Below are 20,689 nucleotides of genomic sequence, written 5' to 3' on the forward strand. Positions count from 1 at the left end.
TTAGGTATTATAAACAAAAAAGAGGGTGTTGAATGTTTAATAAAGAGGGGATACCTTTTTTTGTAATTATGATTCCTTTTTTAAGTATTGTTTTTATAGCTTTTTTTACCATTTCATACTATTTAAAAATCAATAATCTACATTTTGAAGAAGAGTTAAAAGAGTATAAAGCTCTCTATTTAGAGCTAAATCCAACTAAAAGTTTTGATTTAATTGAGAAAGAAAAAAGAGCCACATATGAAAAAAACTCAGATGAGTTTATAAAATTTGTGGAAATTCTTACTGTTTCTATTCTCATTTTTATGGCACTATTTACAGCACTGATGAACTCAATTATAAATGACACAATAAAAAAATATATATTGCAAGTTCAAAATAAAGAAAAAAAATTACAAAGTCTAAATAAAAATCTTGCCACAAAAGTACAAGAGGGGATTGAAGAGGCAAAAAGAAAAGATAGAACAATTCTTCAACAATCAAAACTTGCAAGAATGGGTTCTATGATTAGTATGATAGCCCATCAATGGAGACAACCATTAACAGAACTCTCTGGTATATTAATGGAGTTGGAAACAGCAGTAAGATTTAAAAAAGCAAACGATACACATATTTTAAGTTCTATTGATAGAAGCGATAAAATGATTGAGTTTATGTCTAAAACTATTGATGATTTTAGGAATTTTTATAAGCCAGATAAAAAGAAAGAGAACTTCTATCTTCTTGATTCTATAAATAGCGCGGTAAATCTAATAGATGCAACTTTTAAAGAGAAAGATATAGAGTTTAGAATTATTACAAAACAAAATGAAAAAATATATGGCTATCCAACAGAATTTGCACAAGTTATACTAAATCTTTTGACAAATGCAAAAGATGTGTTAGTTGAAAAAAATATTAAAAAACCAAAAATTGAACTTACAATTAGTAAAGTGGGAGTCAATAATATAATTGAACTCAAAGATAATGCAGGTGGGATTGAGCAGGAGAATATAGATAATATATTTGATCCATATTTTAGTACAAAATCCCCATCAAAAGGTACTGGACTTGGATTATATATTTCAAAGCTCATAATTGAAAGGAATATGGGTGGAGAACTTACTGTTTATAACAATGAAGAGGGTGCAGTTTTTAAAATAGTTTTATTAGGGTAGAGATGGAAAAAGAGTTATTAGAAGAGTTAAAACAGTTATCAATTTTATGTGTTGAAGATGAAGAGGGAATTAGAAAAGTAATAGTTGATACTTTAAAATACTATTTTGATGAGGTTTATGAGGCAAAAGATGGAAATGAAGCCTATGATCTCTATGAAGAGTATAAACCAAAAATTGTCTTAACTGATATTCAAATGAAGAGTTGCAATGGAGTAGATTTAGTTAAAAGAATTAGAAAAAATGACTCTAAAACTGCAATTGTAATGCTTACTGCTTACTCAAATGAAGAGTATTTAATGGATTTAATTAATCTAAATATAAACCACTATATACTAAAACCATTAAATGCAAAAAAATTAAATGAGGCTCTGTTTAAACTTATTAATATAAATAGTGAGAGAGTTTTGTTATGTGAAGAGTTAGTTCTTGATCTAAAAAAAAGAGAACTAATTTATAAAAATGAAGAGATTATTCCTTTAAGAAAAAGAGAAAAAGAGTTTTTGCATCTTCTTTATGAAAAAAGAGGTTCAATTCTCTCTTATTATGAAATAGAGAGTGAACTTTGGACAGACAAAGAGATGACAACCCATGCTCTTAAATCTTTTATAAAAGAGTTAAGGGCAAAACTGCCAGTTAATGTGGTAAAAAATGTATCACAAGAGGGTTATACCCTAATAATGTAAAATAGGAGAGTTGTTTCTCTTATTTAATATATTTAAGAAAATTAGATAAATCTTTTTTTTGTTCAAAATCTTTTAGTAAATTAAAAAGTTCTTTTTGATTTTTTTGACTTTTAGTACATTGGAAAAATTTATCTTTTATCTCCTCTTTTGTTAATTTTTTTTGAGGATTCCCTTTTGCAAGATAATTTGTTTCTTCTATTTCTCTATTCTTTGTTTTAATTTTAATTCTAACTGGTGATGTACCAATAAATCCTAATTTTTTAAATTCAGAATCAATAGAGATATCTATTTTTTTCATTAACTCCTGAACTCTTTTATCTTTTACCTTTTCATCGCTAAACTCTTCTAAACTAAGATTCTTATAAATTATCATTGATGCAATTGCATATCTCATTGAAAATTTGGCTTCAAGAGCATTTGTTGGAAAATCGCATATTAACTCTTTTTGTGCTAATAAGGAACAACCCACTTCAATCTTTTCTATATTAGTTGATTCCAATAAATATTTTTGAGTTAAATCTTTTACTAAATCAGCAGCAGGATGTGAACCACTACAACAAGGATATTGTTTAAAGACTAAACCAAACTCTAATAAGTCCCAATTTTCTCCTAATTTTAAATTAGAATCTTCAAGCAAATCAATATCTGCATAGTTTTGAATAAAACCATCTTTGTCTTCTAAGGCTTTATTTGAAGAGTTTAAACCATAAGTTGCTAAATAAAGGGCATCGATTCCATTAGAAGCTGCTAATCCAGCATGATAAGCTTTGGTATTTGTTCCAAAGTTTGATCTTATTCCTGAAGCTTTTGAAGCTGCAATTCCTATTGCATTTATTATCTCTTCAAAGGAAGAGTTTTTTAAAATAGATGCGGCAACAACTGCACCAAAAACTCCATAAACACAAGTTGTATGCCATCCTCTTTGGGAAATATTTGGCATTGTTTTTTGTGCTAGTTTGTGCATAACTTCAACCCCTAAAGCATAAGCCAAAATTAGCTCTTTGGGTGTTTTTTTATATTTTTCAGCCATTGCAAAAGCAACAGATGCAACAACAGCTGTTGGATGTCCTATTGTTGTCCAACTGACATCATCATAATCCAATACATGTGCACTCATTGCATTTATCATTGCTGCATATTCAACAGAGCTTTTCTCTTTGCAGCCAAAGATTGTTGCCTCTTTTAGCATAGTTTTTGTTTTTATATATTTTTTTATATTTAAAATACTTCTCTCTTCTTTCCCCGCAATTGTAACTGCTATATAGTCTATAAAAGCCTCTTTTGATAATTCAATTAATTTAAGAGGTAGATTCTCATATTTTGTATTTTTTATAAAATATGCAATTTGCCAAGAAAGCAACTCTTCCATTTGTAATCCTAATTTTTAATTCTCAAGCTTATTATAAATCTTTTGATATTTTAAAATCATATTAGAACTTATTTGTTCATCAATCATATTATAAGGATCTAATACTTCTTTTGCCTCTTCTTGTGTTAAAAGTTTCAATTCTAAAACAACATCTTTTATTGTTTTCTTTTCATTAAATGCCTTTCTAGAAACCAATGTCCCAGTTTTATAACCAAAAATTGCAGAAATTGTAGTTGATAAAGCAAAAGTATCTAAAGCGTATTTTGTGCTAATCTCTTTGTTTGGTGTTAAATTGGCAATACACTTTTTACTAAAAATTCTAATTCCATTATTTAATAATCTAAAAGATTCTGATAGATTTTTAATAATTATAGGCTCCCATACATTTAAATCCAATTCTCCTCCTTCAACTGCCATTGAAATGGTCATATCATTTCCACAAACTTGATAGGCAATTTGGTTTATAAGTTCAGGAATTACAGGGTTTACTTTCCCTGGCATAATTGAACTACCTGGTTGAACAGCAGGCAAATTAATCTCTTGAAAACCAGCTTTTGGTCCAGAAGATAATATCCTAAAATCTGTTGCCATTTTAGAGAGTGTTGTAGCAACTCTTTTTAATGTTGCAGAGATTTCTATATAAAGATCTGCATTTTGTAAACCATCAAAAAAGTTTTCTTCTTTTCTAAAGTTTATGTTTGATTCCTTTTTTAAATGTTTATAAATATTTTCTAAATATTTTGGTTGAACAGATAGACTTGTACCAATTGCAGTTGCGCCTAATGGTAGTTCTAAACACTCTTTTTTTAGGTTTTCTACTTTTTTTTTCATTCTTTGTACAAAACTAATATAACCACTAAAATATTGACCAAATGTCATTGGCAAAGCATCTTGAAGACAAGTTCTTCCTAATCTTAAAATATTTTCATATTTTTTTTGCCTATTTTTTAAAGTTTTTTCTAAAATATCCAAAGGTTCTAAGAGTTGATCTAAATTTTTATATGTAGCTATTTTCATTGCAGAAGGAATAACATCATTTGTTGATTGTCCCATATTTACATCTGTATTTGGATGAACTTTTGAATATGATTTTATTCCAGTTAAAATCTCGTTTGCCCTACAAGCAACAACTTCATTTACATTCATATTTGATGAAGTTCCACCACCTCCTTGGATTACATCAATGGGAAAACTTGAAGAGTGCTTTCCTTTTATAATCTCATCACAAGCTTCACATATAGCTTCTTTTATCTCTTTATTTAAAGCTTTTGAGTCATAATTTGCCAACGCAGCAGCTTTTTTTATTAAAGCAATACTTTGAATATATTCGTTCATCTCATAGTGTGATAATCCTGAAACATTGAAATTTTGCATAGCTCTTAGGGTTTGAACACCATAATATACATCATTGGAAATCTCTACTTCACCTAAAAAATCACTATCTTTTCGCATAGTTTACCTTTATATTTAGTTCTATTGAAATTATAATAGTTGCATAGTGATGAAATAGTGATATTTTTTAGTTTTGAAAAAGTTTTTAAGAGTTGATATATATCTCTTTTGATAGATAATATCCATTTGCAGAGATATTTTTAATTATGTCATAATCCAATTTTTTCTTTAATCTATAAACCATAGATTTTAATGAGACTCTATCCATTTTATTTTCAGGATCAATTGCTAAAAAAATCTCATCATAACTTGCAACTTCTCCTTTTTTTTCATATAACAAAAATAAAAAAGAGTTTTCCATTCTAGTTAGACAGATGGAAATTCCACTGTTTAAACTTATGATTCTATTTGAAGGATTATATTTTCCAACTGAATAGATTTTTAATTCATTATCTAAAGAGTAACTGTCTGAAATCTCAACGAGTATTGTTATAATAAATTTTTTTTCTTCAAAAGTATAAATATAATCTATTACTTTAAAAATTGTCTCTTTTTTATAACATTGATTAAACTCTTTAATTATAGTAAAAGAGTTCATTACATTATTGAAAAGTAAAGTATCTACTTTTTTCAAATGAAGTATAAATCTCTCATCTCTAAAAATATCTTCGTAATTTTTATTTATAATCTCATCATAGGACAATTTTAAAATATCTAAGACAAGTTCATTTGCGTAAACAATTTTACGATTTATATCTCTAATATAGACCCTATATGGCAAATTTTTGAAAACTGAAAAATCCATTAAGAATGGTAACATATCAACTTCTTTAAACCTCTTAAAATTTTGTTAAAATAGTATTGCATAAAAACAAAAGCACACTTTTTACATACTTTTGTTTTATATAGTTTTGAAATTCATTAAAAGGCTAAACAATGGAAGAAAAATATAGGGTAGAACACGATTTTTTAGGTGAAAAGAGGATTGAAAAAGATGCCTATTATGGTATTCAAACTTTAAGAGCAAGTGAAAATTTTAATATAACTCACACAAGTATAGCTCTATTCCCAAACTTTATTAAATCTTTGGCAAAAGTTAAAAAAGCTTGCGCACTTACAAATTATGAGTTAGGTGATTTAAGTGATATGCAAAAAAATGCAATTATCCAAGCTTGTAATGAGATAATAGATGGAAAATTTCATGATCAGTTTATTGTTGACCCAATTCAAGGGGGAGCAGGAACTTCAACAAATATGAATGCAAATGAAGTTATTGCAAACAGAGCTTTAGAGATTCTTGGAAAACCAAGAAGTGCTTATGATATTATCCATCCAAATAACCATGTAAATATGAGTCAATCAACAAATGATGTTTATCCAACTGCTATTAAAATAACTCTTTATGAGTTGATATATAAGTTGAAAGATTCTTTGCGAGAGTTAAGGGATAGTTTTGATAGAAAAGCAGTAGAGTTTAAAGATGTTCTAAAAATGGGAAGAACTCAACTTCAAGATGCTGTTCCTATGACTTTGGGGCAAGAGTTTAAAACCTATGCAGTTATGATAGATGAGGATATTTATAGATTAAGAGAGGCTCAAGCTTTATTAAAAGAGTTAAACCTTGGAGCAACTGCAATTGGTACAGGGATAAATACAAAACCTGAATATAGAAGAAAAGTAATTAACAATTTAAGAGATGTTACAGGAGTTGATTATGAGAGTGCAGGGGATTTAATAGAAGCAACACAAGATACAGGGGCTTTTGTTCATATCTCTGGAATTTTAAAAAGAGTAGCTATTAAAATCTCTAAAATTTGTAATGACCTAAGACTTTTAAGTAGTGGACCAAGAGCAGGTTTTAATGAGATAAACCTTCCAAAAATGCAACCAGGAAGTTCAATTATGCCAGGAAAAGTAAATCCAGTTATTCCTGAAGTTGTAAATCAAGTTGCCTTTGAGGTAATTGGAGCTGATTCAACTATCTCTATTGCTTGCGAAGGTGGACAACTTCAACTAAATGTATTTGAGCCAATAGTTGCCTATAAACTTTTTACTTCAATAAATATTATGAGAAGATCATTTGAGACTTTGGCACAAAAGTGTGTTAATGGAATTACAGCAAATGAAGATGTTTGTATGGAAAATATTTTAAACTCAGTTACCCTTGTAACTTGCCTAAATCCAATAATTGGATATGAAAAATCTTCTGCAATTGCAAAAGAGGCTTTGGCAACAAATAAAAGAGTATATGATATTATTTTGGAGCAAAAACTCTTTACAAAAGAGGAGCTAGATGAACTGCTTCATCCAAAAAACATGGTAAGCAATTATAAAAGCTAAAAATAGAAATAAAAGATAGAAAGAAAAAATAGAATAAAAGGTCCCTAAAAAAATGGGACATTTTTAAAGAACAACTCGTTGTTCTCTTTAGATTTTGTTTCTTTTAAGTAGAATTTATTTCTACTTTTTAAAAAGAAAAAATAGAATAAAAGGTCCCTAAAAAAATGGGACATTTTTAAAGAACAACTCGTTGTTCTCTTTAGATTTTGTTTCTTTTAAGTAGAATTTATTTCTACTTTTTAAAAAGAAAAAATAGAATAAAAGGTCCCTAAAAAAATGGGACATTTTTAAAGAACAACTCGTTGTTCTCTTTAGATTTTGTTTCTTTTAAGTAGAATTTATTTCTACTTTTTAAAAAGAAAAAATAGAATAAAAGGTCCCTAAAAAAATGGGACATTTTTTAAGGAATATAAATGAAAGTAACTATAATAAATACAGGTGGAACTTTTAATAAAAGATACAATCCAATAAAAGGGCAACTTGAAGTGCCAGCAGACAATATAGCTTTAGAAAAGATTATTGCCTCTTGTTTTAACGTGGATTTTGAGATTAAAACCGTTGTTTCTAAAGATAGTTTAGATATGACTGATAGTGATAGAGAAGAGATTTGTGAAGCTGTTAAAAATACAAAAAATGAAAATATTATAATTATACATGGAACAGATACTGTTCATTTAACAAGTGCTTTAATTAAAGAGCAAAAAATAGAGAAAAAGATAGTTTTCACAGGTGCCATGGTTCCAATGAGTATAGATGAAGTTGAAGCAACTATGAACTTTTCTCAAGCTTTGGGATTTTTAAATGCAGATGTTAAAAATGGAACATATATCTCAATGCATGGGGTTGTTGTTGATTGTTCTAAACTTGTAAAAGATAGACAAAAAGGACAATTTTTAATTAAAGAGTAAATGTTACTCTTTAATTAATCTTCTTTTTAAAAAACCAAGTAGCAATAGTTAAAGTTACAACACCCAAAATAATCATAGGTACAATCTGTAAAATAGCAATATCCCAAGTGATATCTTTTAGATAAACCCCTTTTATAAGAATTAAAAAATATTTTAATGCCACAAAATCCGTGTAAGGGATTAGCCAATGGGGCATATTTTCAACTGGAGTTGCAAATCCTGACATAAGTATTGACGGAACTAAAAGCACAAAGGCTCCTAATATCCCTTGTTGTTGAGTTGAAGAGATAGATGAGATAAAAAGCCCAAACCCTACAATTGAAAAAACAAAAGCAAATATAGATACAAGAAGTATCCAAAAAGAGCCAATAAAAGGTACTCCAAAAAAAGTTATAGCACTCAAATAGATAAGTATTGCTTCAATAATACTTATTACCATTGGAGGTATTGTTTTACCTATTATTAGTGTCATTGGGCTTAAAGGTGCAACTGAAATTTGCTCAAATGTTCCAAGTTCTCTCTCCCTTGCAACAGACAAAGAGGTTAAAATAAGGGCAACAATCATAGTTAAACTTCCAACTAAGTTTGGCAAAATCCACCAAAAGTTGTCAAGATTTGGATTATACCAATTTCTTAAAACTATACTTTGTGAGTTTTGTGAAAAGGTTTTTTCTACTATTAGTTGTATATATCCAATGGCAATTTGAGAGCTGTTTGATCTTCTCCCATCTCCTATAAGTCCAATTGTTGCACCAGTACCATTTTTTAGATTTTTTGAAAATTCTTGTGAAATCTCAACTGCCACAAGTATTTTCTGTGAATCCATTTTCTCTTCTAAGTCTTTGTTCCCTTTTAAAAATAGAACTTGAGAAAATCTATCACTATATTTTAAAGCCCTTATTAACTCTTGGCTTTCATAGGAGTTGCTTCTATCTAAAACTCCAATTGAGACATTCTTTACTTCCAATGTAACTGCAAATGCAAATAAAACAAGTTGTAGCATTGGAGGAAGAATTATTACAAGTCGTGAACGTTTATCACTCCAAATAGCTAAAAACTCTTTTCTAATTAATGCAAGTAGTTGATAAAACATTAGCTTAACTTCTTTCTTGTAATTTTAAAAATAATAGTAAAAAGTCCAAAACCAATTAGAAGCATAAAAAGACTATTTGGAATTATAATTTCATAAATATCCCCAGCTAAAAATAGTGTTTGAAGTATGGTTGTAAAATAGGTTGCTGGAATAAAGTTTGTAATAAACTGTAACCAATTTGGCATAGAACTTATTTGGAAAATAAACCCTGATAATATCATTGCTGGTAAAAATCCAATAATAAGTGCCATTTGTGCTGCTACAAACTGATTTTTAGCCAAAGTTGAGATAAGTAAACCCAAACTTAAAGAGGGGAAAAGATATATGGCTGAAGTAATAAATAAAAGAAAATATGAGCCTCTATATGGGATTTGAAACCAAAGAAGGGTGATTGTAATACAAATAATCAATGATGCCATTCCAAGTATAAAATATGGAAGAAGTTTTCCCAGTAAAAGTTCTAAAATGGTTGTTGGCGTTGACATAACTGCTTCCATTGTTCCTCTCTCCCACTCCCTTGCAACAACAAGTGCGGTTAAAAGTGTTCCAATTAGAGTTAAAATAACTGCAATAGAACCAGGAAGTAAAAAATATGTACTTGATAGTGGAGCATTAAACCAATATCTAGTTTGAATATCTATAAGTTTTGTTGTTGAAATATTCTCATAACTTAACCAATTTTGCCAAAGCTCTTGGGCATACTTATTTACATATCCTGCAATATTTGGCTCACTTCCATCTGCAATTATCTGTATAGTTGGTTTCCCTTGTAAAATATCTTTATCAAAGGTTGAAGGAATAACTACCATTGCTCTTAGTTTCCCTTCTTGAAGTTTTTTTATAAAAGCTCTTTTATCATTTGCTATTTCTATATCAAAACTCTCACTACTCTCAAAAGCTTTAATTAAACTTTGAGTATGTTTTGAGCTTTTTTCAACAACTATTCCAATTGGAGTATGTTTTGCATCCAAAGAGATAGCATAACCCATTAAAAATAGAAGCATTAAAGGCAATATTAGAGCAATAATCAAAGCACTAGGATCCCTTAATATTTGAATACTCTCTTTTATAAATATTGCTTTAAGTCTTTGGGAACTAATCATTATCTTCCCTTTTTATAAGCTCTATAAATGCCTCTTCCATTGTGGCATCTTCTCCTATTTGGCTTATTAGATTATGTGGAGTATCTAAGGCTATGGCTTTTCCTTTGTAAATAAGGGCTATTCTATCACAATATTCAGCCTCATCCATAAAGTGAGTTGTAACCATAATAGTCATCCCTTTTTGAACCATTGCATAGATGTGATTCCAAAACTCTCGTCTTGTTTGCGGATCAATCCCTGAAGTTGGTTCATCCAAAAATAGAACTACTGGGTCATGCATAACTGCACAAGCAAGAGAGAGTCTCTGTTTATAACCCAAAGGCAGATCTTTTGAGGCAGTTCTTTTATACTTTTCAAGCTCAAAAATCTCTATCATATTGTTGATTTTATCACTTCTTTTTTTGCCCTTTAATCCATAAACACCAGCAAAAAACTTTAGGTTTTCATATACAGAGATATCTCCATATAAAGAGAATTTTTGAGACATATAACCTATCTTTTTTCTTGCTTTATAAGAGGATTTTTCCAAACTCATACCAAGAACTTGTGCTGTTCCACTTGTTGGTTTTAAAAGACCACAAAGCATTTTAAAGGTGGTTGATTTCCCAGCTCCATTTGGACCTAGAAATCCAAATATCTCTCCCGCTTCAATCTGAAAATTTACACTGTCTGTTGCTTTAAAAGAGCCAAAGGATTTTGTTAGATTTTCTGCTTCAATCAGATATTTTGAGTCACTCTTTTCAAGCTCTCCCATCTGTTTTGCCAACTTTGATTCACCATTGAACTCTCCTTTTAGGATATTCATAAAACCATCTTCAAAGTTTGGTTTCATTGGCTCATATTTGCACTCATTTGCCTCCAAATCTTCAAGTTTTGGTAGATTTTCTTTTTTATCACAAATAAGTTTTATACTATCTCCCAAAATCACTCCATCTTTTATATGGGTATTTTGTAAAGCAAGTCTTAGAGTTTTTCTTTTGTCTTTTATTTTTCCAACAACTTTAAAAATTTTACCTTCCATAGTATTGCTAAGATTTTTTGGCTCTCCACTAAAAAGAATTTCCCCTTCATTTAGCAAAATTACTTCATCACAAATTGCAGCTTCATCCAAATAGGCTGTACTCCAAACTACACCAACTCCATCACTTATTAGCTTATCAACAATAGCCCATAACTCTTTTCTTGAAATAGGGTCAACTCCAACTCCTGGTTCATCAAGCAAAAGCAGTTTTGGTTTTTTTATAAGTGCACAAGCAAGACCTAGTTTTTGTTTCATACCACCCGATAAATCTTTTGCTAAAAAAGATTTAAAATCTTTAAGATTGATAAACTCAAGAAGCTCTTCAATTCTGCTTTGTTGTTTTGATTTTTCTATTGATTGTAAATTTGCGTAGAGCTTTAGATTTTCTAAAACTGACAAATCCTCATAAAGTCCAAATTTTTGAGGCATATATCCTATTTGTTCTTGAACCTTTGAGGCTTCATTGGGAAGTTTTAGCTCAAGAACTTCAAGCTCTCCTTCATCCAAATCCAAAAGCCCTGTCATAAGTCTAATCAAAGTTGTTTTTCCAGCTCCATCTGGACCCACAAGTCCTGTGATTTTACCTTTATTTATCTCTAAAGAGAGATTTGAAATTGCTTTTGATTTTCCAAAGCTTTTTGAGATATTTTTTGCAACAACAAGTGCCATAAACTCTTCTTAATCTAAATCTTCAAACTCAATTGTTACAGGCATTCCTTGTCTTATGTACTCATCTGGATTTTTTATAATTAATCTTATTCTATACACAAGTTGAGTTCTTAGCTCTTGGGTTTGTACACTTTTAGGAGTAAATTCAGCTTGTGCTGAAATAAAACTAACTACGGCTTTATACTCTTTATCTGGTTTGCTATCTGTAAAAACTTTTGCTTGCATAGTTGGTCTTATAAGTCCTAAATATTTCTCATCTATATAACTTCTTACCCAATACTCATTTGTTAAAGCCATCTCAACAATTGGAGTACCTTTGTCAACAATTGCACCAACTTCGTAAGCTCTTGTTAAAATTGTTCCATCATTTGGAGCATAAAGCTTTGTATCTTCTAAATTTATTTTTGCCTCTTGCTCTTGTACTTTTAGAGTTTCAAGTTGTGCTTTTGCAGCTTCTATATCCTCTTTTTGATAACCATTTTCTAACTTTTCTAAATTGCTTTTTGCTAAATCAAATTGTGCTTTTGCACTATCATATGCAAATTTATAATCTTCATAAGTCTGTTTAGAAACAGATTTTGTTTTTTTAAGCTCTTCATATCTATCAAAATCTTTTTTTGCTTTATTTAATGCAACTAAGGCGTTATCATAAGTTGCTTTTCCTTGGGCAATATCCTCTGTTCTATAACCATTTTCTAATTTTTTAGTTTGAATCTCTTGCATCTTTAATTGTGTTTGTACAACTTTTAGTGCTTGAAGATATAAATCATCTTTTAATTGGGCAATCAAATCACCTTTTTTAAGAGTTTGTCCCTCATCAAAATATAGTGTATCTATTTTGCCACCAACTCTAAAACCTAAAGAAACTGTCCTTAAATCAATGTTTCCATAAAATTTAGTCTCTTCATCTTTTTTAAAACAACCACTTAGAAGTAATGCAGTAATAATTGGTATAAAAATAAAAGTAGTTTTTCGCATAAATTGCCTTTTTTAGAATAATAAAGTGGTTATTATAACTAATAACTACTTATTAGAATATCTACTATAAGCTTATATCCTTTGAAAAATTCTTTAAACTAATGTAAGAATTACATTTTTTATTTAGCTTACTTTTTAAAAGTAACATAACTATTTTTTAGATAAAATCCCAAAAATATAATAAGTGTAATTTAAAAAGGAAAAATATGGCGATTTATACATGTGGACACACAACTCCTGATTCAGATTCAATCTGTTCAGCTATCTCTTTAGCATATTTATTAAATAAAATTGGAAGAGAAGCAATTCCTGCAAGACAAGGAAATGTATCTCCTGAGACTCAGTTTATTTTAGATAAATTTGGATTTGAAGCACCAGAACTTAAAACTGAATTTGCAGGGTGTGAACTATTTATAACTGATTACTCAGATAGAGGACAAGCACCAAAAGATCTAGATGCGGCAACAGTTGTTGGGATTGTTGACCACCACAAATTAGGTGATATTACAACTTCTACTCCCTTGGAGTGTTGGATTAGACCAGTTGGTTGTACAAATACAGTTGTAAAAGAGATGTATGATTATCATGGTGTAGAGATCCCTTCTAATATTGCTGGGATTATGATGTGTGCAATCCTTTCTGATACAGTAATTTTTAAATCTCCAACATGTACAGAACTTGACATTAAAACAGTTAGAGAGTTGGCTTCTATTGCTGGTGTTGAAGATTTTGGTGCACTTGGAATGGAGATGTTTAAAGTTAAATCAGCTGTTGAGGGAGTTCCAGCTAAAGAGTTGATTTTAAGAGATTATAAACCATTTGATATGCATGGTAAAAAAGTTGGAATTGGTCAACTTGAAGTTATTGATTTGGCAATTTTTGATAGTGTAAAAGCTGATTTACAAGCTGAACTTGAAAAAATGAGAGAGGATGAAAATCTTCATACAGCTTGTGTATTGTTAACAGATATTATGAAAGAGGGTTCTGAAGTTTTAGTATCAAGCCAAGATGCTTCAATTTTTGAAAAAGCTTTTAATTGCAAATTAGTAGATGGAAAAGTTTGGATAGATGGATGTCTATCAAGAAAAAAACAGATTATCCCTTTCTTAGAACCTGCTTTTGCATAATAAAGAAGTAGCTAAAAGCTACTTCTTAAATAATTTTTAAATATTATTTTTCTGTTATTGGTATGCTCTTTGCATATAAAAGCTTTATTTTAAATATTGTTACTAAAATTAATCTAATAAACATGATTATATTTTATAAAATAATTTTTGAAAATTAATACTTAAATAAAAGTTTTAATTGAGTAAAATGAATAATTAATTTATCTTAGGAAGTACGATGCAAATAAAAACTCTTAAAAACTATTTTCGTGTTTTAATGATAGCAGTAACCTTTTCACTATTTTTAGTTTTTTATCTTTTTTCTTCATATCTTCATACAAATTTAGCTATAAATGAGAATCAAAAGATTTCTGAAGCATTATCTAAACAAGTATTTAACTCTATGTATCAAGTAATGAGACAAGGCTGGAGTAGGGAACAACTTCAAGAGTTTATAAATGTAACAAAAAGCTCTTTTCAAGGAAGCTCATATAGTGTTGATATTTTTAGAGGAGAAAAAGTAGAAAATATTTTTGGAAAAATTGAACAATCTGCAATTTCTCCAGATGTTCAACAGGTTTTTGATACAAAAGAGAAACTTTTTCAACAAAACAGTAGATCTATTAAGAGTATAATGCCAATTATAGCAAAAGATGAGTGTATTGTTTGTCATACAAACTCTAAAGAGGGTGACATTTTAGGAGCTGTTAGAGTTGATTATAGTTTTGAAGAGATTGTAAATAGTACACAAAAAGAGTATCTTCTTTTTTCATTAATTATTCTGCCTGTTATGCTTTTAATAACTTACTATATCTCTCTTAGAATGTTAGGCAGAGTAAACCTATCAATTGAAAATTTTAAAGAAAAGATTGAGAGCGTAAATTCTGTAAAAGAGTTTAAAAATATTGAGACAAGTCATGTAAAAGATAGTTTCAAAGAGTTTGAACAGATAATGATTGGACTTAGTACTTTAAGTGGCAAACTAAAAAATATAGCAGTGGATAAGAGTATTTTAGAGTTTGAGGTAAAACTTCTTGATAAGATGGTAATTACATCTGAGATAATCAAAGATTGGAAAGAGTATATAAAAGATTTACTCCATGAAATACATATTGTACTTCCTGTTTATTGTTTGATAACAATTTTTAAAACTGATGATGAAAACTATGAGATTGAGATATTTTGGTTAGGTGAGCCAGATCAAGAGATAAAAGATTATTTAGAAGAGACCTCTATAAATATGATAAAAGAGCATCATAATCTTTCTGTTATTGATTATACTTTAAGACATAATGTTTCAAGTGAGACATACTCTTTAGGACAATTAACCATTGAAGATATTGAACATGAAGCAAAATCTATACTTCTTGATGCTCCAAGAATTGGGGGAATTGTTGGACTTGGAATACAATCAAATACAGAAAAAGACTCAATCCATTCAATTGTAATTGACTCAATTTTAACAACACTTTTAAATCTTGTTGGTTCAATAAAAGCTATAAATAAATATACAGAAAATCTTGAGTTTTATGCTACAAGAGATCCACTTACTTCACTTTTCTCTCAAAGAGTATTTAGAGATCTATTAGAGTATGAAGTAAAAAGAGCAGCAAGACATAAATATAAATTTGGTGTTTTGGTTATCGATTGTGATAACTTTAAACCTATCAATGATACTTATGGACACAGTTTTGGTGATGATTTCTTAAAAGCCTTTGCAAGTCTGTTAAAAGATTCAAAAAGAGATGAGGATATCCTTTCTCGTTATGGTGGAGATGAGTTTACTATTATTCTTCCTGAAAGTGATGAAAAAGAGGTTTATACTGTTGCAACTAGAATCTTAGGAAATGTAGAAAAATTTGAGATGGAAGCACCTGATGGAACTGGCGTTGGAGTAACAGTATCTATTGGTATGGCAATTTATCCTGACCACTCAGTTGAGCCAAAAGAGTTATTTAATATAGCTGACAATATGATGTATCAAGCAAAAAATCTTGGAAAAAATGCAATTAAATTCCCAAGTGAGTATGATATAGAAAAAATTCATCAAGATATAGAAGATAAATCTATGATAGTTCTTGATGCAATCAAAAATGAAAAGATTGTACCTCACTTCCAACCAATTATGAATACTTCAACTGAAAGCATAGAGATAAATGAACTTCTTATGAGAATAGAGATTGAAAATGAGATTTTAACAGCGGGTAGATTTATTGAGACTGCTGAATCTTTAGGAATAGTTCATAAAATGGATTATATTGTAATTGAGAAGGCATTTAAAAAGATAAAAGAGACAAACTATACAGGTATTTTATTTGTAAATCTCTCTCCAAAAGCACTTATTATTAGTGAGTTTATTGATAAGGTTGTAAATCTTACAAATCTTTATGATATAAATAAAGAGAAAATTGTTTTTGAAATAACAGAGAGAGAAACTGTTAAGAGTTTTGCACTTTTAGAAAAATTTGTACAGAACCTAAAAATGGAAGGTTTTAGCTTTGCAATTGATGACTTTGGTTCTGGATTCTCAACATTCCATTATGTAAAAAGATTTCCAATTGATTATATAAAAATTGATGGAGATTTTATTGTAAACATAACAAAAGATAAAAAAGATTTGGCTTTTGTTAAATCTATTGTTGCTCTAGCAAAAGAGTTAAAAGTAAGCACTATTGCAGAGTTTGTTGAGGATGAAGAGATTTTAGGATTCTTAAAAGAGATAGATGTGGATTATGCCCAAGGTTATCATATAGGAAAACCATCTCCTGAACTATCTGTTAGGAAATAAAAGGAGTGAAGGCAACAATTTTCAAAGATGAAAATATCCCTTTTGTTGAGTTTAGATATGTTGAAAATATTCCTGATTGCACTAAGATGCATCTGCATGAGCAGATAACTCTCACAGCCATAAAAAGAGGTTCTTTGAACCTCTCTTTTAATAAATATTCTTTCGAACTTCTTCCTGAAGAGATTGCTATTATAAACAGAGATATTCCCCATTGTGCAACAATAAATAAAAAAGCTAAAGATGGTTATGTCCTTTACCTAGATGAAAAATATCTTTTGGATAATGGTTTGCAATGTGAATTTAGTTATGAATTGATAAAAGATGTGAAGTTTTACAATGATTTTATTAATCTATATAATTCTTTGTTAGATAATAAAGCTTCAGTTTTAGAGAAAAAAGAGAATATATTATTTTTTTGTGATTCTATTTTTTCACTTAAAGAAGAAAAAATTTTAGAAAAAAAATTTAATTTGTCGGATAAAATAAAAGAGTATTTAGATTTATACTATTTAGATGATATCTCTTTAGAAGAGTTAGCACAAAAATTTCAGATAAGTGTAGTCCATTTAATTAGAGTTTTTAAAAATGATTTTGGTTTACCAATTCACTCTTATATTTTAAATAAAAAAGTTCATAAAGCAAAAGAGCTATTATTAAATAATATGCCAATAATTGAGGTGGCACAAAATAGTGGTTTTTTTGATCAAAGCCATTTAAATAGAAGTTTTAAAAGAATCTTTCAATTAACTCCAAAACAGTTTCAAAAAAATATAAAATGTTAATTTTGTGCAAGTAATTCTTTTTTGTTTTTGTTATACTAAGACAATTATAAAAAAGGAGTCTTTTATGCATATACAAAATCGCAAAAATTGTAAAAAAACAATACAAACAAATTCAAATATAACTACTCTCTCTTTTCTGCTTCTCAACCTCTAATTTTAAATCAATTTACAATTTTTATGTTTTAGTCTATAGCTTAAATCAAGCATTTAATTTTTTATTATATTAAATATATTTCGGAGAAAATAATGAGTTTTAAAAAATATAGACAATATCCTATTGTCAAAAATTTTATACGTACTTGGCCAGATAATCAAATAACACAAGCACCTATTTATTGTAGTGTTGACTTAAGAGATGGCAATCAAGCTTTAGTAAATCCTATGGGGATAAAACAAAAATTAGAGTATTTCAATACTTTAGTGAAAATGGGATTTAAACAAATTGAAGTTAGTTTTCCTAGTGCTAGTCAAACAGATTTTGATTTTACTAGAAAATTAATTGAAGAAAATTTGATTCCAGATGATGTTTCAATACAGATTTTAATACCTGCAAAAAAAGAGTTAATACAAAAAAGTGTTGAAGCAATGGAGGGCGTAAAAAATGGAATTTTTCATCTATATAATCCAACCAATGAGTTTCAAAAAAGAGTAGTCTTTAGAAAAAGTGATGAAGAGATAATATCAATGGCTGTAGAGTCAATGAAATATTTAAAAGAGTTAACAAAAGATTTTGAAGGAAATGTCATTTATCAATATTCGCCAGAGAGTTTCTCCCAAACTAATTTGAATTTTGCATCAGAGATTTGTAATGCAGTAATTGATGTTGTAAATCCTTCTATAGAAAGCAAAATGATAATAAATTTACCAAATACTTTAGAGGCTTGTACAGCAAATATTTATGCTGATAGAATAGAGTGGATGTGTAATAATTTGAATAAAAGAGAAGCTTTAATAATAAGCGTGCATCCACACAATGATAGGGGAACCTCAGTGGCAAGTGCAGAATTGGCAGTTTTAGCTGGAGCAAATAAAGTTGAAGGAACTCTATTTGGAAATGGAGAAAGAGCTGGAAATTTAGATATTGTAAATTTCGCATTTAATATTTACTCTCAAGGAATAGATCCAAAATTAGATTTATCAATTATTGATGAAGTAAAAAAAATGTATGAAATTAATACCTCTTTAAAAATAGATTCAAGACGTCCTTTTGTTGGAGATATGATTTTCACGGCTTTTAGTGGAGGTCATCAAGATGCAATAAAAAAAGGAATTGATTTTTATAGAAATAGTAATTGCCAAGAGTGGAATGTGCCTTATTTACCAATTGATCCTAAAGATATAAAAAGAGGATATGAGGATGTTATTAGAATAAACTCTCAATCTGGAAAGGGTGGAGTAAGTTTTATAATAAGTGAATTTTTTAAAGAAAAACTAACAAAAGATGAAGCAATAAAATTTGGAATATTAGTAAAAGAAGAAAGTGATAAATTACAAAGAGAATTGAGTAAAGAAGAGATTATTGGTCTTTATAAGCGAAATAAAAAATAGCACTTTCTTGGAGAACAAGTTCTCCTCTTCTCTTACTTTTAACTTTCAGGATTTAGTCACTTCGTTCCAGCATGTATTGACGAAAAGTAAGCAAAAACAACTACGGCTTTGGAGGCGAAGCTTCCCTCATTTATTCTTTTTAATTTCTAGCTTGCGGAGCTCACAAAAAAGAGTGAGTTTATCACTCTTTTTTATTCAAACAATCCTCAGCTTTTTCCGAAAGGAAATCACTTCGGTTATAACTTTTCCTATCTTAAAAGTATAAACTATCTAGTGTAAAGAAAATTAGAAAAAAGCAAAAAGTTTAAACAAATCAAAAATGCAAATGTCCTTATCCTACTTTTGCTCCCAACATTTAGAAAAAGCTTGTATTTATTTATGAGTTTTCTCAAAGAGAGTGCAAGTACAAGGCTTATTTTGTCCATACAAAGTAAGAGAAGCGGGCAGTCGAAGAATCTTTAAGAAAAAAATATAGAATATATTTAAATGGTACAAAGAGTTTTAAAATAACGTTTCTCTCCAAGACTTTGTTTAAAAGTCTAAATATCAATTATCATCTTTTAAAATATTAAGTTTTTCAAGAATAAATAGAGGATTGTCTTTAACTTTTCTTTTTGCAGGTATTAATTGCTTTAATTCATCAGTTAGTGCAGAAGTAGCAACTAATCCAGTAGAAATTAATCCTAAAAAAATATTTGGTACAGTAGTGAGTGTTGGTATAGCTAATGTACCAAGTGTCATTGCACCCATTGCTCCTCCTGCTTTAAATATAGAACCTATCCTTAATGCTTCCCAAGCTTCAAGTTCCTTTTCTTGCAGGTATGAAAAATCTGTTTTTAATTCCTTTAAAGCTTCTAAGTATTGTTCTACACTTGTATAAGTTGTATTTGATATCTTTTTACTTCTAGTAGTTAAAAATTGTTTAGTTTTTCCAATAGTAGGTAAAATTTCTTTTCTAAGTTTTAATACATCATCCCATGAAGCATCTAATAAAATTGATTCAAGTTTTTTATCATCAATTACTTCCATATTGATAGAATAGTCCATCAAAGAATCATTTGTGAAAGTAAATGGATTATTTTTTTGCATTAAAGTAAGAGTTATATTTGAATTAACATTATCAATAGCAACAGGAGATGCATTTAATGCTTGTGCAATTCTTATTGATTTTAGTGCTCTACCTACTCTTAGCTGACAAATCGTATTCCAATCATCGTGTACATTAGGAAGAACAATTGATTCTTTATATTCAACAGAGTACTTTGATTTCATTCCACTTGGGACTATTTCTCCACCTTTAATAATTGTGTTTGGTATAGGAATGTCAGGCTTTAACAAAGATGCATCAATGGATGCTGATTTTATCAAATCATAATCAGACAAAGATGCATTGTGGCTCATCCAATGTATACCTGGATCTATTGTTTTAATATTTTTTGATTCTATAGATTCTAATAAATTTCTTTTAAATGCAGCTTCTGTTCCTTCTAAGTATTTATAATATTTTTCAGTATATTCTTTTATTCGTGGATAATGACCTCTAGAACTCCACCATACTTTTGTAATTTGACTATTTGGAAAATACTCTATTACTTCATTGTCGTTAATAATTGCCTCGTCTTTAATATTTGAAAATAAGACTTTATTATGAAAAAGCAATAATCTTTTTATTGTGGATGATTTGATTGGTTCATCACCTGTTAAGATATATGCATTGTTAGAAGTTTCTTTTTTCATTTAAATTATATTCCTCAT

At 29.0% G+C, this 20,689-nt stretch carries 16 protein-coding genes; 8 read left to right on the forward strand and 8 right to left on the reverse strand.

Features of this window, described 5'->3' with window-relative positions; translation table 11 throughout:
• Nucleotides 1–32: 32 nt before the first annotated feature.
• Together AEBR_RS05200 and AEBR_RS05205 are read left to right on the forward strand one after the other, a co-directional pair.
• Nucleotides 33–1,154 carry a sensor histidine kinase gene (locus AEBR_RS05200; protein WP_129087228.1) on the forward strand — a complete coding sequence of 374 codons (1,122 nt, stop codon included), beginning with the start codon at nt 33–35 and terminating at the stop codon, nt 1,152–1,154.
• Between the two features lie 2 nt (nt 1,155–1,156).
• Nucleotides 1,157–1,837: a response regulator transcription factor gene (locus AEBR_RS05205; RefSeq protein WP_129087229.1), complete on the forward strand. Its 681-nt coding sequence runs from the start codon at nt 1,157–1,159 to the stop codon at nt 1,835–1,837.
• A 19-nt stretch (nt 1,838–1,856) separates the two neighbouring features.
• Here the strand turns inward: AEBR_RS05205 and AEBR_RS05210 are convergent, their stop codons facing one another.
• The 3 genes from AEBR_RS05210 to AEBR_RS05220 all read right to left on the reverse strand — a co-directional run bounded on the left by AEBR_RS05210 (nt 1,857) and on the right by AEBR_RS05220 (nt 5,418).
• The gene (locus tag AEBR_RS05210; protein WP_129087230.1) at nt 1,857–3,206 is read right to left on the reverse strand and encodes an MmgE/PrpD family protein; all 1,350 of its coding nucleotides are present in this window, start codon (nt 3,204–3,206) and stop codon (nt 1,857–1,859) included.
• Nucleotides 3,207–3,221: 15 nt separating this feature from the next.
• Nucleotides 3,222–4,658 (reverse strand): aspartate ammonia-lyase, encoded by a 1,437-nt coding sequence (locus AEBR_RS05215; RefSeq protein ID WP_129087231.1) that lies wholly within the window; start codon nt 4,656–4,658, stop codon nt 3,222–3,224.
• Between the two features lie 85 nt (nt 4,659–4,743).
• Nucleotides 4,744–5,418 (reverse strand): winged helix-turn-helix domain-containing protein, encoded by a 675-nt coding sequence (locus AEBR_RS05220; RefSeq protein WP_172658854.1) that lies wholly within the window; start codon nt 5,416–5,418, stop codon nt 4,744–4,746.
• A 116-nt stretch (nt 5,419–5,534) separates the two neighbouring features.
• On the opposite strand from AEBR_RS05220, the gene aspA reads away from it, so the two are divergent.
• Together aspA and AEBR_RS05230 are read left to right on the forward strand one after the other, a co-directional pair.
• Nucleotides 5,535–6,938, forward strand: coding sequence for an aspartate ammonia-lyase (aspA, locus tag AEBR_RS05225; RefSeq protein ID WP_129087232.1), 1,404 nt, complete (start codon nt 5,535–5,537; stop codon nt 6,936–6,938).
• 413 nt (nt 6,939–7,351) lie between these two features.
• Entirely contained in the window at nt 7,352–7,846 is a 495-nt protein-coding gene (locus tag AEBR_RS05230; RefSeq protein ID WP_129087233.1) for an asparaginase domain-containing protein, read from the forward strand.
• A gap of 10 nt (nt 7,847–7,856) precedes the next feature.
• On the opposite strand, the gene AEBR_RS05235 is transcribed toward AEBR_RS05230, so the two are convergent.
• From AEBR_RS05235 to AEBR_RS05250, 4 genes are read right to left on the reverse strand one after another with little or no spacing between them, the layout of a single operon-like run.
• A complete protein-coding gene (locus AEBR_RS05235; protein ID WP_129087234.1) occupies nt 7,857–8,939 on the reverse strand; it encodes an ABC transporter permease in 1,083 nt (360 codons plus the stop codon).
• Nucleotides 8,939–10,042 carry an ABC transporter permease gene (locus AEBR_RS05240; protein WP_172658855.1) on the reverse strand — a complete coding sequence of 368 codons (1,104 nt, stop codon included), beginning with the start codon at nt 10,040–10,042 and terminating at the stop codon, nt 8,939–8,941. Before AEBR_RS05240 ends, AEBR_RS05235 begins: the two co-directional genes overlap by 1 nt.
• Nucleotides 10,035–11,732, reverse strand: coding sequence for an ATP-binding cassette domain-containing protein (locus AEBR_RS05245; RefSeq protein ID WP_129087235.1), 1,698 nt, complete (start codon nt 11,730–11,732; stop codon nt 10,035–10,037). The genes AEBR_RS05240 and AEBR_RS05245 overlap by 8 nt, the downstream gene beginning before the upstream one ends.
• Before the next feature lie 9 nt (nt 11,733–11,741).
• Nucleotides 11,742–12,710 (reverse strand): HlyD family secretion protein, encoded by a 969-nt coding sequence (locus AEBR_RS05250; protein ID WP_128982742.1) that lies wholly within the window; start codon nt 12,708–12,710, stop codon nt 11,742–11,744.
• Nucleotides 12,711–12,916: 206 nt separating this feature from the next.
• On the opposite strand from AEBR_RS05250, the gene AEBR_RS05255 reads away from it, so the two are divergent.
• The 4 genes from AEBR_RS05255 to AEBR_RS05270 all read left to right on the forward strand — a co-directional run bounded on the left by AEBR_RS05255 (nt 12,917) and on the right by AEBR_RS05270 (nt 18,934).
• Nucleotides 12,917–13,837, forward strand: coding sequence for a manganese-dependent inorganic pyrophosphatase (locus tag AEBR_RS05255; RefSeq protein WP_128982744.1), 921 nt, complete (start codon nt 12,917–12,919; stop codon nt 13,835–13,837).
• Nucleotides 13,838–14,054: 217 nt separating this feature from the next.
• On the forward strand, nt 14,055–16,604 hold the full coding sequence (locus tag AEBR_RS05260; protein WP_128982746.1) for a putative bifunctional diguanylate cyclase/phosphodiesterase: 2,550 nt from the start codon (nt 14,055–14,057) through the stop codon (nt 16,602–16,604).
• 5 nt (nt 16,605–16,609) lie between these two features.
• Nucleotides 16,610–17,386 (forward strand): helix-turn-helix domain-containing protein, encoded by a 777-nt coding sequence (locus tag AEBR_RS05265; protein WP_128982748.1) that lies wholly within the window; start codon nt 16,610–16,612, stop codon nt 17,384–17,386.
• A gap of 246 nt (nt 17,387–17,632) precedes the next feature.
• On the forward strand, nt 17,633–18,934 hold the full coding sequence (locus tag AEBR_RS05270) for a 2-isopropylmalate synthase (protein WP_129087236.1): 1,302 nt from the start codon (nt 17,633–17,635) through the stop codon (nt 18,932–18,934).
• A gap of 546 nt (nt 18,935–19,480) precedes the next feature.
• On the opposite strand, the gene AEBR_RS05275 is transcribed toward AEBR_RS05270, so the two are convergent.
• Nucleotides 19,481–20,671 carry a hypothetical protein gene (locus AEBR_RS05275; RefSeq protein WP_129087237.1) on the reverse strand — a complete coding sequence of 397 codons (1,191 nt, stop codon included), beginning with the start codon at nt 20,669–20,671 and terminating at the stop codon, nt 19,481–19,483.
• Between the last annotated feature and the right edge of the window lie 18 nt (nt 20,672–20,689).

Origin of the sequence: Halarcobacter ebronensis, from assembly GCF_013201825.1 — a bacterium.
GTDB lineage: Bacteria > Campylobacterota > Campylobacteria > Campylobacterales > Arcobacteraceae > Halarcobacter > Halarcobacter ebronensis.

Bases quoted from the DNA above. Each gene is read 5' to 3' on its own strand.
- AEBR_RS05200 (WP_129087228.1), top strand. From the start codon at position 33: ATGTTTAATAAAGAGGGGATACCTTTTTTTGTAATTATGATTCCTTTT.
- AEBR_RS05205 (WP_129087229.1), top strand. From the start codon at position 1,157: ATGGAAAAAGAGTTATTAGAAGAGTTAAAACAGTTATCAATTTTATGT.
- AEBR_RS05210 (WP_129087230.1), bottom strand. From the start codon at position 3,206: ATGGAAGAGTTGCTTTCTTGGCAAATTGCATATTTTATAAAAAATACA.
- AEBR_RS05215 (WP_129087231.1), bottom strand. From the start codon at position 4,658: ATGCGAAAAGATAGTGATTTTTTAGGTGAAGTAGAGATTTCCAATGAT.
- AEBR_RS05220 (WP_172658854.1), bottom strand. From the start codon at position 5,418: ATGTTACCATTCTTAATGGATTTTTCAGTTTTCAAAAATTTGCCATAT.
- aspA (WP_129087232.1), top strand. From the start codon at position 5,535: ATGGAAGAAAAATATAGGGTAGAACACGATTTTTTAGGTGAAAAGAGG.
- AEBR_RS05230 (WP_129087233.1), top strand. From the start codon at position 7,352: ATGAAAGTAACTATAATAAATACAGGTGGAACTTTTAATAAAAGATAC.
- AEBR_RS05235 (WP_129087234.1), bottom strand. From the start codon at position 8,939: ATGTTTTATCAACTACTTGCATTAATTAGAAAAGAGTTTTTAGCTATT.
- AEBR_RS05240 (WP_172658855.1), bottom strand. From the start codon at position 10,042: ATGATTAGTTCCCAAAGACTTAAAGCAATATTTATAAAAGAGAGTATT.
- AEBR_RS05245 (WP_129087235.1), bottom strand. From the start codon at position 11,732: ATGGCACTTGTTGTTGCAAAAAATATCTCAAAAAGCTTTGGAAAATCA.
- AEBR_RS05250 (WP_128982742.1), bottom strand. From the start codon at position 12,710: ATGCGAAAAACTACTTTTATTTTTATACCAATTATTACTGCATTACTT.
- AEBR_RS05255 (WP_128982744.1), top strand. From the start codon at position 12,917: ATGGCGATTTATACATGTGGACACACAACTCCTGATTCAGATTCAATC.
- AEBR_RS05260 (WP_128982746.1), top strand. From the start codon at position 14,055: ATGCAAATAAAAACTCTTAAAAACTATTTTCGTGTTTTAATGATAGCA.
- AEBR_RS05270 (WP_129087236.1), top strand. From the start codon at position 17,633: ATGAGTTTTAAAAAATATAGACAATATCCTATTGTCAAAAATTTTATA.
- AEBR_RS05275 (WP_129087237.1), bottom strand. From the start codon at position 20,671: ATGAAAAAAGAAACTTCTAACAATGCATATATCTTAACAGGTGATGAA.